Below are 12,113 nucleotides of genomic sequence, written 5' to 3' on the forward strand. Positions count from 1 at the left end.
TATATTTTTACTACTTTTCTAACTAAGGCCATTAAAGGATGGACGAAGTTAGAGTTCAATTAATTATTTTAATTTAAAACCGGAACAATCCGTAAGGATATAGTTAAAATGCTCAATATCATCCTTATTAAGTTTTAGCTTTCCGGTTATCAATACAATATCATCTGTCTGAAAATCCGGTTTGGAATCAAATTGTATTTCAATGGCCGTCTCCGGTCCCCCATTGCCACAAAAAAAACAGGATGCCAAAGGATTCTTGGAAAGTATTAATAATTGTCCGTTCGGGTCCATATCCAGAAAGTATCCGGCAATGGTTACCTCTTTGCCTTCCAAATTGGTAATTTCTTTACTAAACTCCGGATATAAAAAATTTGAATCATAGGCAGCAAAATACTTTTCCGTATAGCTGATTTTGGCCAAATCTTCCCATGTGAGGTCTACTTGCGCAAACAATCCACCAGTAGTTAGCATAAACAGCAAACAAAGAATCCTATTTTTCATCACTTATAATTTTTGAAATATTCATCTGCAACAAAGGTACCATAGCCATAAAAATGGACAGAACAGAAGTAACCAAAACAATCACAAGGGTCCGGACCATCTGCATTGTTGGAAATGTTAATTGTATCTCTTGTTGAAACTGTACCTTAAATATGCCTATAATCAATTGCAGTCCAAGTTGTGAGAATACAAACCCAAGAAAAATGGATATCAAAACCATGAAAATACCTTCAAAAGCTATAATTCCGAACAATTGTAGATTACTGGTACCATAGGTACGCATTAGTGCCAAATCAAAGGCTCTTTCCCTAACCATTTTATAAAGTGCTATAAAAATTGTCAAACAGGAAATAAGCAATATAATGTAGGCTATCCAGGAAACGACCTTTACCCCAACTCCTGTGAATTTAAATAGACGGTCCAATTCAAATTTGGGTAGGGCTGCCTGCATATCTGTATTTTCATTGATGTTTCTTGACATGGCTATGTAGCCCATAGGGTTTCTAAAAGATACCAAGAGAGAAGTAACCTCCTTGTTCAAGTTTTCATTCTTATCTACAGGCACATGGTCATCATGTTGATCAATTTTATCATGATGATATTCATCATGTTTGTCTCCTGCATGATCATGTTCTTCGTGTATATGGCCTTCTCCATGATCATCATTTTCTTCATGACCATGATTATGTACCTCCCATATACTTTCAAGCGGGGTTACAATTAACCTATCAATGACTTTATAGGTGGGTTTATAAATGCCAACGACCGTAAATTCTTGATCGTGTTCCTCTATAGTATTCTCGGTCAGACCGTGCGAACTTACAAAAGTATCTCCCAGCTTTAGGTTAAGTTTTTGGGCTACCTCGTCCCCCAGAACGGCCTCCATGCTGGTTTTTACTTCCCTGCCTTCCAAAATTTCGGCATCAAAAATACTCCCGTAGTCGTTACTGGAACCCACTATTCTGTAGCCTTTAAAATTATCCCCGTAGGAAATAGGTACTACACTTTTAACCATGGGGTTTTTAGCCAGCTTTTTTGCTTGGGCATAGGGGATATTACCCGTAGGATTATCAATATGCAAAACCGAGGATAGAACCAGTTGCAAAGGACTACCCTTGGCCCCAATAACCATATCTACTTTTCCTAGGCCATTCTCGAATTGGTTTTTGACCGAAGCATCAAGTTGTTGAATACACAATAATAAACCTATACTTATGGCCAATGAAAAAATAGCCAAAAAAGCGTACAGAGGTTTGTGAAGTAAATTTCGAAGGCTAATTTTCCAATTATTCATAACGTAATAAGGTTATTAAACATTGGCTTTATTCTATGGTCATGGGTAATTACCATTAAATTGGCATGATTGTTCTTTGCCTGTTCCAGTAACAGCTGCATGACCAACTCACAATTTTTATCATCCAAGCTAGATGTAGGTTCGTCTGCCAAAATTAATTGAGGTTGGTGCACAACAGCAAGTGCTATGCCCAGTCTTTGCAATTGACCTTCACTCAGCTGATTTATTTTTTTAGCAATGCATTCCTCAATATCCAATTGGTGCAATAAATGTTGAATGCGCTCTATATCTATTGGTTTTTTGGCAAAAAACAAACGAGCTTTTAGATTCTCAAATACGTTTAAGGAACGGATAGCATGGTTATTCTGAAAAACCAGGCCTATTTCCTTTCCTCTAAATTGATCTAGTTTTCTACTGGATAGGGCACTTAGTTTAGTTTCTCCAATGGAGATTTCACCTTGTTGGGACCGTAACAATCCGGCGATTAAATGTAATAAGGTGGTTTTTCCCACACCGGATTTACCCAAGACAAGTAAATGTTCATGAGCACCTAACTCAATATCCGGAAATTCTAGAATTTGAGTATGCGAGGTGTATTGATATGCCAGATTCCTGATTTGAATCATAAGAGGAATTACGAAACGTATTTTAGTTTAAAACAGTGGTATTAGTTTTTTTGAACAATATTAAAGAATTCTTCTCTCTTAGTGGCCTCCTCAAAACAACCTCCATACTCCAAAGTAGTGGTAAAACTGTCCTTGTCCTTGATTCCTCTGGAAGAAACACAAAGATGTTTGGCCGAAATCATGACGATTACATCATCGGTCTTAAGAACCGACTGTAAATCCTTTAAAATCTGAAGAGAGAGTCTTTCCTCCACTTGCGGACGGTGGGCGTAATAATCAACTAACCTATTTATTTTAGAGAGACCCACTACCCTATCTTTAGGTACGTAGGCAATGTGGGCGTGCCCGGTAATGGGCAAAAAATGATGTTCGCAAGAAGAATCAATGGTGATATACTGCTCCACCAACATTTTCTTATAACCATACTTATTTTCAAAAACGGAAAGCTTTGGTTTGTTCTTTGGGTCAGGACCGTAAAACAACTCCTTCACATACATTTTAGCGAAACGATACGGGGTTCCGGACAAACTACCGTCCGTAAGGTCAAGACCTAGTTCCTCCATTATCTTGCCAAAATGAAATTGGATTTTCTCAATTTTTTCGTCATCGCTCTTATCAAATGCTGTAGCCAACATGGGCGTATCAACACTTGTAGCCACGTGATTATCTCCTAAAAGGTCTATTTTTTCCTTATCCATTGACAGAACAGCAATTATCAGTTTTACACTTACAAAACTTTCTATTATACAGGTGAAGGACTACCAAGGAAATGGAAGCAATGAACACGAAGGTTTCGGGTAAATGAACAACTTCAAACTTTTCATTGACCAACAAACCCACCAGTGACATCCAACTGAACCACATGCCGAATTTGATAAAGGTTGAACCTGTTGTTCTTGTCGATTGAAATACGGCCAAAAATGAGATGACCAGAAAAATATAGTCAAATTGTTTCCACCAAACAGGGGCCACACTCTCACAATCTCCAATACATGTGGGCAAAACAAATAGCAAAGGTGTTGCCACACAATGCACCAAGCACAGACCACTGGCAAAAGCACCCCAAACATCCGGCTTCTTTAAAAGTAAATTCATAACAACTTTTTAATGCAACTCAGTTGCAAAAATAAAATTAAAAAATTGTTATTGCAACCATATTGCGCTAATTTTGTGATATGGGAGTCATTAGAAATACTAAGTCCGTTCAGTTGGTTACAGAGTTTTTTAACAGCACCAAAGAAGCTATTGGCGTTGTTGATCTAGTAGAAAAATTTAGTGAACAAATGAACAAGTCTACTATTTATAGAATATTGGACCGTTTGGAAGACGAAGGTAAAGTACATGCCTTTTTAGGCGTAAACGGTTTAAAGCATTATGCCAAATGTAAAGACTGTTCCCATACGGAACATGTAGACGTACATCCGCATTTTCAGTGTACCTCCTGCGGAAAGGTAGAGTGTGTATCCTACGAAATATCCATTCCTAAACTGCCAAATAAGAACATAGCGCAAGCCCAATTGCTTTTAACGGGTACCTGTGAACGATGTACATCTTAAGGTTACTGTTTTAGTAATTACCCTCAATATTTCTTACTTCTTAAGGATAAAACATCGCATTTTAATTTAGTTCTATTCAATTTGGAGTAAAAAGTAAGCGATATCAACTAAAATCTTAGATGGCACACTTTTTAGGCGGAGTTTGACAAACAGCAGGCAAATTAGTGCAGACTACGACCAGATATAGATTTCAATATAAAAAAGCCAAAACGCAACTACAAAATCACTTTCTATATTGCGAGGGCGTTACTCCCGTATGTTTTTTAAACAATCGGGAAAAGTAGGTTGGATATTCAAACCCCAGATTATATCCAATCTCCGCAATGGATTTGTCAAAGCCCTGTAATTGATGTTTGGCTTCGGCTATGATTTTTTCCTGTATTAGTTCGGATGCCGTTTTACCGGTATGGTGCTTGATTAAATCACCAAAATAGTTTACCGAAAGGTTCAATTTTTCGGCAAAATAGTTGACGGATGGTAATTGGGTATTTCCCTCCGCATAATAACTGTTCAGCTCCTTTTTAAAATCCACCACTACTTTATTGTACAAGGGTTGCCGCGTTTCAAATTGTCTTTTATAGCATTTGCCAATATAGGTGAAAATGAGGTTGCTGTAGGCAATGAGCAAATCCATCTCGTAGGTGTCCTTTTTGTATTCCGTTAGAATTTGTTCATAAAGGGTTTCTAACTGTTGCTGTTCATCTTCGGTAAGGAACAAAGCCTCTCCAATCTCATACTGAAAAAAGCTAAAATCAATGTTGTATTCCTGTAAGAGCACAGGAGAAATTAGCATATGATAGCCCTTCCAAGGCTCTAAGGCATTCCATTCAAAAACTTGGTTGGGTTTTACAAAATATAAGAAGGCGGCATCCCTATCGAACTCCGTACTTCCAAAACAGTGCAGACCGGTCACATTACGTTTAAAGGCCATCATGTACCAATCTGTGCTGATGGGTTCACTTTTTAGACGTAGATTTTGGAACTCATCATACTTTACCACATCTATTAGGTCCTTTTTTGGAGCCATATATCCAACATACCGATTGAATTCCCTTAAACTTTTAAAATGCGTCATCCTTTTTAAACTAAAATAGACTGTAATGCTATATATAGCACTACAGTCTACAATTCTTATTTAAACTTACAACTAAGATAATTTTAGAAATCCTGCGCTGTTGGCCTTAATATAATTTCGTTCACGTCTACATCTGCTGGTTGCTCAATCGCAAAAGCTATAGTTCTAGCCACGGAATCTGAAGGAATGGCCAAATTATTATAGAACTCTCCTACATTTTCCAAACTCTCTTTATGCGAGCTGCCATGTTTTAATTCAGAATCAACGGCCCCTGGCTCAATGGAGGTAGTCCTAATTTTACCTCCCACTTCGTGGCGCAACCCTTCCGAAATGGCACGTACAGCAAACTTGGTTCCACTATATACGGTACCTCCCGGACTAAAGACCTTTACTCCTGCTACAGAAGATAAGTTAATGATGTGACCGGACCCTTGCTTTTGGAAAATTGGCAGAGCAGCTGCTACCCCGTACAATACACCTTTAACGTTGATGTCTATCATACGGTCCCACTCATCTACCTTCACCTCGCTCATGGGTGCTATAGCCATCAAACCAGCGTTGTTGACAATTACATCAATTTTACCAAATTCACTTACCGCCTTGTCCACCAAAGCTTGTACGTCTTCTTTTTTGGTCACATCTGTTGCAATGTATGCCGCCTTACCTTCGTTTTTGGAATTGATTTCTTCCGAAATGTTCTGTAAACGATCTTCTCTTCTGGCACCTAATACAACGTGTGCCCCTTTGGCAGCTAAATGACGTGCGGTAGCTTCACCTAACCCACTACTGGCACCTGTAATTACTACTACTTTTCCTTTAATATTATTTTCTAAACTCATAAAATGTTCTTGATTTATTTACTTAAAACTTGGGTACAAAGGTAAGGGCAGGCGGTAGTGCCGGACTGACACAAAAAAGGGAAATAATGAAACAAATCACGGATTGGGAATCTTTTAAGAACTTTCGGAAACTCGAGGGATAGTCTCCCTAAAAAAAAATTGAATTATAATAGATCTTCCATCAATAAATTGACACATAATTACCCTAAATGAATTTGCAGTAGGTTGACAATTTTAGTATTTTCAAAATCCTGGATTTTCCACAGAAAAAAGAAGAAACCACAACTTTGTCCACTATCTATTCACCAGAATTCAAATCAGGTCTAAAAGCTATTTTCTTGGCTTTAACTCTGTTCCTATTGTTTATTTTTTCTGCTTGCAAACCCCAAAAAAGGGAGCCGATTATTTTAAAGGCAAGTCATTTGGTCAAGGAATAAATACATATTATAAGACTATCTAATTTTCATGGGTACCGAACCACATAAAGCCATAGGAATCTTGATAGATGCAATTGACATCACTTTGAGACATTCCCTCATCTGTTCCTAAATGTTCAAAATGAAAATTTTCTTGACTTTTTGCCGGGATGGAAAAAAGTATGGCAAAAGCCAATAAGAAAGTTGAGAGGGAATATTTTTTTGGAATACGGATTTGAAAAATACCGATTTTTTGCCTCTGGAAAATGTACTTGTATGTGTGGAGGGAATTCATCTTACTAAAATGCCAATTTCCGAAATCGGCCTATGGATTAAATGATTTTATGTGTAGAAGATATGATTTTATATTTGGTTTGTTTCAAGCAAAAAACAAAAAAATAGAGCCGAAAAAAAATTGGACTTACAATACCATATTCAATGAGGAGGTGGATTATAAAATTTTAATCAAGTACAATTAGAAAGTGTAAACAGGTAATTTTACTGTGTTGAAATTGTGATGGTAGAAACTCAATATTAAGTCGAAGAAGTATTTAAACAAGTTCCTATATTGTCAATACACCTAACTTCACTTTTAACCAACCGTGAGATGGAGTTGTTACTTAAAAGCAAAAGTCTTTTAGCATTTTTAAAGTTACGATTTAAGGAAAGGGGCTGCATATAAAAGGGGTAACAGAGAAAATAAGCAGCCCCCTTTAAATTTTATGTAAGTGGATTTCCTTTTAAGCGTTTTTCAATTTTACGCTTTTTAGCAGTAATCCTCTTCATTACTTCCATCAATTTACCATCCTTACTTTTCTTATAAATTTCATTTATGGCCAATACTAACTCCTTAGCCTCCCTTGAGGCATTAATGCGGTCACTTGTTGACATGTGACTCATTGGTCTCTTCTCAAATTCGTCAGCTCTTAATAGTAACTCCATAACAAACTGTTTAATTTTAAAATGAATTTATTGAACAAAAATTAATTTAAAAAGAAGTTCTAGTCAATTAATATTTAATTAACAATAATTTTGATAAGTGTCAAACGACTAATATTTCGCCATTTTTCTACCCCACTCTACGCAAACCATTTTAGCGAAGGTTTCAATTTTTTGCTCAAATCAGTTCACTCAAAGAAAATTTTTTGTTTAATTTTATTACGTTTTTGTTAAACAAATTTGATGGTCCCATGAGAATAATGGTTTTAAGGGTATAGTGTAACACTAAATGACAGTAGCGATATCTGCAGAGATTTATGGTTCTAGTGTATTGAAATTCGTCATTAAAAACTTAAGTATTATAAATTATTAAATCAATAAAGCAAAAACATACAACTCCTAGATATCAGATATATATCAAGAAATCTAAGAGTTTGAAGTGGGAAATCAGACTAGAACATAGAGTTCTGTTTTCAAGTACTCTTTTAATACAGAATAAATCTACTGTAACAACCTAAAGTAAAGGATATGGAATATCTATTTATGGTCATCAAGGCTTTCATCTTTATTAGTATAGTGAATGTTTGGATTTTTCGTTTTAATAAACCTACTCCCTATCGTGGTGGCGCTGCCTCATCCATGAAAGAAGAGTTTGCCAATTACGGTTTGAGCGTACCCATACTCTACATGGTAGGTGGCTTAAAGCTGTTAGCGGCCACTTTAATTTTCATATCTATATGGATTCCCCATTTACTTTTATACGGAGCCGCGCCAATGGCCATATTAATGCTGGGTGCCATTGCAATGCATATTAAAATAAAGGATGATTTTAAAAAATCTATTCCTGCCATTACATTTTTAATTCTATCAATAATCTTAATATTAAATCAATAATAACATTATGAGAAATTTTACACTACCTATCCGGTTTGGCCTGGCCACAAGCGGATCGTTAATCGCCTATTTTCTAGTTCTGGCATTGTTTGAATTGCATACAAACATTGCTTATAGTATTTTCAATGCTGTCATAACGGGATTTGCAATTTATGAGGCCATAAAGTATAGAAAACTGGAAGAGGGTAAGTCCTTCAATTACCGAAAGGGTTTTGAAACAGGAATAATCACCGGTTTTATGGCCACTTTAATTTTCGCCATTTTCTTCACCCTTTACGCTACTGAGATAAATCCGGATTTTCTAGCAGCTCTGTCCCAAAAATGGTTTAAAAATTTGAGTTTTGAAGGTATTGTGCCGTTTACCGTAGCTATTATGGGATTTGCTACCTCTTTGGTATTGACATTAGCCTTCATGCAACTATTTAAAGTCTCCAATACTAGTAAAAAGAAAGACATGTTAAAAGTAGTGACTGAATAATGCGGTCTTGGATTATTTTCGTCCGATTTCATCAAATGCTTTTACATAATTTATTCTTGTATTGCACCTAATTGGTTTATGTTAGAAAGGGCTGTTTTCAGAAATAAACCTATTTTTACGTATAGTTGTATATGAGTATCCTTGGGAGTTGAACCTATGGAGCTAAAATTTATTTTATAAAAGACCTTTATATACATGCTAATATGCTTTTTTGCAACTGAACTAAATGTTGTATTGCTTCAACAGAGGATGAACTAAAAAACGCCTGTGAAAGATTACTTGATTTATATTGCCGAAGATGATGAAGATGACCGAGAATTCTTTCTGGATGCACTTGCCGAAATTCCCTTAAGTTGCACCACCAGGGTGTTTTCCAATGGAATAGACCTTATGGACGATTTATTCTCTTCCTCAAAATTACCGGACATCATATTTTTAGATTTAAGAATGCCCTTAATGGACGGATTTGAGTGCCTAACGGATATCAGAAATTTCAATAAATTTTCTAATATCAAAATTGTAGTGTACTCTACTAGTTACCATGAGAGAGAAGTTAGGCAATTAGAGGAAGATGGCGCTAATAGGTATTTACAAAAGCCCTCATCTTTCAATGTACTTAAAACGCTCTTATATCAGTCTGTAAAATCTTTGGAACCAGAGCATGCCTATAGTGATAAAGAGTTTGTGATTCTATCTTAACTAACTAGTTATCCTATTTTACACTTAGTTTTTTTGAGTTAAAGGCAATATTGATAAAGAACTGCTTTAATTTCAATTAATCGTTAATTCGCATTATACTAAAACATTAATTGTTTGTGGGGAACAATTAAAGTCTGAGAGGGGACATTTATTTGTCCCCTTTTCATTAGATATATTATGGTCAGTGAAAAGTTATATAATCTAATTGTAAGCCTGCGGGCATTTTTCAAATCTGGGAACCGAGAAAAGATGCCCTACCTAATAACGGCAACTGTTTCCCTTATTTTGTTTATTATTGGGATTAATCTTTTCGTAGAATTATCTTCCTTGGTGAAAGGTGATCTTTTGGGTACTTTCGATGAATCTGTATTCAATGAAATTCACTCCTACAGAACTCCCCTACTCAATTCATATTTTGTCTTTGTGACAGATATTGGTGATATTCAAGGATATGCCGTAATTCTTGTTCTTTGTGCACTCGTAGTTTATTTAACTACCAAGAGATGGGCGCTTCTTTATGAGGTGACCGCGGTTTTACTTTTGGCAACCATTTCTAATGTTTTACTTAAGCGAGCCTATGATAGGGCCAGACCAGACTTGGAGCATTTGGTAACCGTCAAAACCCTTAGCTACCCTAGCGGACACGCCATGAGCTCCATGGCCTTTTACGGTTTTCTAATTTACCTTGTTTATAAATCTACCTTGAAGATATGGATGAAAACGGCTATTATAGCAATATCATTCCTATTAATATTAAGTATTGGTACTAGCAGGGTTTATTTAGGAGTACATTTTCCTTCTGATGTACTAGGTGGTTGGATAGCCGGTATGATTTGGGTTGTTTTTTGTATCCTGATCTATAACCTGATCGAAATCTTCCGCAAGGACCCTTTGACCTAAGTAAATCCTAGCCTAAAATATAAAAGGCCCCTGAGGGCCTTTTTTGCGTATTCTTAATAATTTTCGCTACAAGGTGTAAATAAGGGCTCCATAGGCAGGTATGTTCAGTTCACCAGTCCATTCGCTATTATCGGTTTCTTTTTTTAGTTTCTTCATTTGCGATGTCACCTCAAGCCCTTGAAAACTTTCATCATACCCGTTCCAAGTTGCATTTATACGCAACTTCCAGTTTTGATGCTCGCTAACGCCAATGTGGTACTTCTCAAATTCCTTATTGCTAAAATTAAGAACGACTAAAACTGGCTGCTCACCGCCTCCAACTTCATCTCTTATATAAGCTAAAATTTTATTTTCAGGATTAAAATGTGTTATCTGAATACCTTGGGCCCGTAAGCCAAAGGCGCCCTTAAGTTCACCCGTTCTCAATTTAACGATATCCGAAATCATTTTATATATGCCTTTGTGCTTTTCAAATTTTTCCCAGTCAAGTTGCTCGGTATCTTGAAAATACTCATCTTCAATAAACTCCTGTCCTTGAAAAAGCATTGGTATTCCAGGAGCGGTAAGGGTCAAGACAATACCGAGTATTGCCCTCTTTTTAGCAAAATCACTTTCTGCATCCCCAGGTTGAATTTCTTCGGGTACACGGGCTTTTCCGTTAGCTACCTCATCATGAGATTCAGTGTAGACCACTCTTTTGAAATAATCGCCACTGTATTGAAAACAAAGGGCATCTATCACTTTTTGAACATCGCGACCTTCATCATGGGTGTCTTGCAAAACCTCACGTACTGGATGTACAAATGCCATGTCCCATTGTGTTCCATATCCTAGTCCGGCATCCATAAAATCATTGGTTACCCTATGATCTCCCTTTAAATCTTCTGCAATTGTTAATACGTGCGGGTACTTCTCCTGCAACTCGGCATTAATGTCCCTCATGAGAATATTACCTTCTTCAATTTCGGTATCATATCCGAGGCCGCCGCCCTCATATCTTATGTATGACGTTGCATCCATTCTTAAACCATCACAATGGTATTTCTCAATCCACATGAGCGCATTATCGCGCAGATATTGACGTACCTCGGGTCTCCCATAATCGGGACGTGTATCGCCCCAAGGCGTATCACTTCGGTGATCGTTATAAAAGTAGATTCCGCCTTTGTCATTCTCATGCCAACCATCAAACTGCCATAAATCTACATCGGAAGGCCCAAAATGATTGTACACCACATCCATTATAACGGCAATATCCATCTTATGGGCCTCGTTTACAAAATTGGCAAGTCCGTTCGGTCCGCCATAATCTTGCTCTATGGCAAAAGGATGCGCAGGATTGTACCCCCAAGATATCCCTCCGGCAAATTCCGCCACAGGAAGCAACTCTATACAGTTAACCCCCAACTTCTTTAAATATGGCAACTTTTCAATGACATCCTTAAAAGTACCCACCTGATCGGGATTTTTTCTATTGAAGGTTCCAACATGTAACTCATAAATAACCAGTTCATTCCAAGACGGCATCTTAAAATCACCATCTTCCCAATCAAAATCAAGTGTTCTGATTACCGAGTTGCCATTGCTATTGGTTACTTCAAAAGCATATGGGTCATTTCTTTCCAATACTTTATTTCCATTTTGGATGATGTATTTATACTCGTCCCCTTCTTTGGGTTCATCTGACACACCGGCCCAGTATCCGTTTTCTTCTTGTTGAAGATCTAAACTTTTTCTGCTCCAATCATTAAACGAACCACTAACACAAACTTTGGTGGCATGTGGAGCCCAAACCCTGAATGTAGTCCGTCCGTCTTTAAGGATAGCCCCCATTCCTGCTGATTTCTCAATGGCCATTTCGGCCGTCAAATTATTCATATCTTCCATAGCAATTCT

General features: G+C 37.0%; 15 protein-coding genes. 5 read left to right on the forward strand and 10 right to left on the reverse strand.

Features of this window, described 5'->3' with window-relative positions; genetic code table 11:
- Positions 1–63: 63 nt before the first annotated feature.
- From IL355_RS09675 to IL355_RS09695, 5 genes are read right to left on the reverse strand one after another with little or no spacing between them, the layout of a single operon-like run.
- Positions 64–501, reverse strand: coding sequence for a hypothetical protein (locus tag IL355_RS09675; protein WP_192461953.1), 438 nt, complete (start codon positions 499–501; stop codon positions 64–66).
- The gene (locus IL355_RS09680; protein WP_192461954.1) at positions 491–1,795 is read right to left on the reverse strand and encodes an ABC transporter permease; all 1,305 of its coding nucleotides are present in this window, start codon (positions 1,793–1,795) and stop codon (positions 491–493) included. The genes IL355_RS09675 and IL355_RS09680 overlap by 11 nt, the downstream gene beginning before the upstream one ends.
- A complete protein-coding gene (locus tag IL355_RS09685; protein ID WP_192461955.1) occupies positions 1,792–2,421 on the reverse strand; it encodes an ABC transporter ATP-binding protein in 630 nt (209 codons plus the stop codon). Before IL355_RS09685 ends, IL355_RS09680 begins: the two co-directional genes overlap by 4 nt.
- 41 nt (positions 2,422–2,462) lie before the next feature.
- Positions 2,463–3,119, reverse strand: coding sequence for a GTP cyclohydrolase I FolE (gene folE, locus IL355_RS09690; RefSeq protein ID WP_192461956.1), 657 nt, complete (start codon positions 3,117–3,119; stop codon positions 2,463–2,465).
- On the reverse strand, positions 3,112–3,516 hold the full coding sequence (locus tag IL355_RS09695) for a MerC domain-containing protein (RefSeq protein WP_192461957.1): 405 nt from the start codon (positions 3,514–3,516) through the stop codon (positions 3,112–3,114). Before IL355_RS09695 ends, folE begins: the two co-directional genes overlap by 8 nt.
- Positions 3,517–3,596: 80 nt before the next feature.
- Here IL355_RS09695 and IL355_RS09700 point away from each other — a divergent pair, with 80 nt between their 5' ends.
- Positions 3,597–3,977 (forward strand): Fur family transcriptional regulator, encoded by a 381-nt coding sequence (locus tag IL355_RS09700; RefSeq protein ID WP_192461958.1) that lies wholly within the window; start codon positions 3,597–3,599, stop codon positions 3,975–3,977.
- Between the two features lie 223 nt (positions 3,978–4,200).
- Here IL355_RS09700 and IL355_RS09705 read toward each other — a convergent pair whose 3' ends face one another.
- From IL355_RS09705 to IL355_RS09720, 4 genes are all read right to left on the reverse strand, one after another.
- The gene (locus IL355_RS09705; protein WP_192461959.1) at positions 4,201–5,052 is read right to left on the reverse strand and encodes an AraC family transcriptional regulator; all 852 of its coding nucleotides are present in this window, start codon (positions 5,050–5,052) and stop codon (positions 4,201–4,203) included.
- An 83-nt stretch (positions 5,053–5,135) separates the two neighbouring features.
- Positions 5,136–5,891, reverse strand: coding sequence for an SDR family oxidoreductase (locus tag IL355_RS09710; protein WP_192461960.1), 756 nt, complete (start codon positions 5,889–5,891; stop codon positions 5,136–5,138).
- A 456-nt stretch (positions 5,892–6,347) separates the two neighbouring features.
- The gene (locus IL355_RS09715; RefSeq protein WP_192461961.1) at positions 6,348–6,602 is read right to left on the reverse strand and encodes a two-component regulator propeller domain-containing protein; all 255 of its coding nucleotides are present in this window, start codon (positions 6,600–6,602) and stop codon (positions 6,348–6,350) included.
- Positions 6,603–7,027: 425 nt separating this feature from the next.
- Complete coding sequence (locus IL355_RS09720) at positions 7,028–7,249, reverse strand: hypothetical protein (RefSeq protein WP_187456022.1); 222 nt, start codon at positions 7,247–7,249, stop codon at positions 7,028–7,030.
- Between the two features lie 525 nt (positions 7,250–7,774).
- Here IL355_RS09720 and IL355_RS09725 point away from each other — a divergent pair.
- The 4 genes from IL355_RS09725 to IL355_RS09740 all read left to right on the forward strand — a co-directional run bounded on the left by IL355_RS09725 (position 7,775) and on the right by IL355_RS09740 (position 10,217).
- A complete protein-coding gene (locus IL355_RS09725; protein WP_192461962.1) occupies positions 7,775–8,140 on the forward strand; it encodes a DoxX family protein in 366 nt (121 codons plus the stop codon).
- A gap of 7 nt (positions 8,141–8,147) precedes the next feature.
- Entirely contained in the window at positions 8,148–8,618 is a 471-nt protein-coding gene (locus IL355_RS09730; RefSeq protein WP_192461963.1) for a DUF4199 domain-containing protein, read from the forward strand.
- A gap of 267 nt (positions 8,619–8,885) precedes the next feature.
- Positions 8,886–9,317, forward strand: coding sequence for a response regulator (locus IL355_RS09735; RefSeq protein ID WP_192461964.1), 432 nt, complete (start codon positions 8,886–8,888; stop codon positions 9,315–9,317).
- A 249-nt stretch (positions 9,318–9,566) separates the two neighbouring features.
- Positions 9,567–10,217 carry a phosphatase PAP2 family protein gene (locus IL355_RS09740; RefSeq protein WP_192461965.1) on the forward strand — a complete coding sequence of 217 codons (651 nt, stop codon included), beginning with the start codon at positions 9,567–9,569 and terminating at the stop codon, positions 10,215–10,217.
- 66 nt (positions 10,218–10,283) lie between these two features.
- On the opposite strand, the gene IL355_RS09745 is transcribed toward IL355_RS09740, so the two are convergent.
- Complete coding sequence (locus IL355_RS09745) at positions 10,284–12,104, reverse strand: alpha-amylase family glycosyl hydrolase (protein ID WP_192461966.1); 1,821 nt, start codon at positions 12,102–12,104, stop codon at positions 10,284–10,286.
- Between the last annotated feature and the right edge of the window lie 9 nt (positions 12,105–12,113).

The organism is Euzebyella saccharophila (assembly GCF_014855495.1).
Lineage (GTDB): Bacteria > Bacteroidota > Bacteroidia > Flavobacteriales > Flavobacteriaceae > Euzebyella > Euzebyella saccharophila.

What these genes read in the sequence shown, in the direction of transcription:
- IL355_RS09675 (WP_192461953.1), bottom strand. Translation starts at nt 501, where the DNA reads ATGAAAAATAGGATTCTTTGTTTGCTGTTTATGCTAACTACTGGTGGA.
- IL355_RS09680 (WP_192461954.1), bottom strand. Translation starts at nt 1,795, where the DNA reads ATGAATAATTGGAAAATTAGCCTTCGAAATTTACTTCACAAACCTCTG.
- IL355_RS09685 (WP_192461955.1), bottom strand. Translation starts at nt 2,421, where the DNA reads ATGATTCAAATCAGGAATCTGGCATATCAATACACCTCGCATACTCAA.
- folE (WP_192461956.1), bottom strand. Translation starts at nt 3,119, where the DNA reads ATGGATAAGGAAAAAATAGACCTTTTAGGAGATAATCACGTGGCTACA.
- IL355_RS09695 (WP_192461957.1), bottom strand. Translation starts at nt 3,516, where the DNA reads ATGAATTTACTTTTAAAGAAGCCGGATGTTTGGGGTGCTTTTGCCAGT.
- IL355_RS09700 (WP_192461958.1), top strand. Translation starts at nt 3,597, where the DNA reads ATGGGAGTCATTAGAAATACTAAGTCCGTTCAGTTGGTTACAGAGTTT.
- IL355_RS09705 (WP_192461959.1), bottom strand. Translation starts at nt 5,052, where the DNA reads ATGACGCATTTTAAAAGTTTAAGGGAATTCAATCGGTATGTTGGATAT.
- IL355_RS09710 (WP_192461960.1), bottom strand. Translation starts at nt 5,891, where the DNA reads ATGAGTTTAGAAAATAATATTAAAGGAAAAGTAGTAGTAATTACAGGT.
- IL355_RS09715 (WP_192461961.1), bottom strand. Translation starts at nt 6,602, where the DNA reads ATGAATTCCCTCCACACATACAAGTACATTTTCCAGAGGCAAAAAATC.
- IL355_RS09720 (WP_187456022.1), bottom strand. Translation starts at nt 7,249, where the DNA reads ATGGAGTTACTATTAAGAGCTGACGAATTTGAGAAGAGACCAATGAGT.
- IL355_RS09725 (WP_192461962.1), top strand. Translation starts at nt 7,775, where the DNA reads ATGGAATATCTATTTATGGTCATCAAGGCTTTCATCTTTATTAGTATA.
- IL355_RS09730 (WP_192461963.1), top strand. Translation starts at nt 8,148, where the DNA reads ATGAGAAATTTTACACTACCTATCCGGTTTGGCCTGGCCACAAGCGGA.
- IL355_RS09740 (WP_192461965.1), top strand. Translation starts at nt 9,567, where the DNA reads ATGCCCTACCTAATAACGGCAACTGTTTCCCTTATTTTGTTTATTATT.
- IL355_RS09745 (WP_192461966.1), bottom strand. Translation starts at nt 12,104, where the DNA reads ATGGAAGATATGAATAATTTGACGGCCGAAATGGCCATTGAGAAATCA.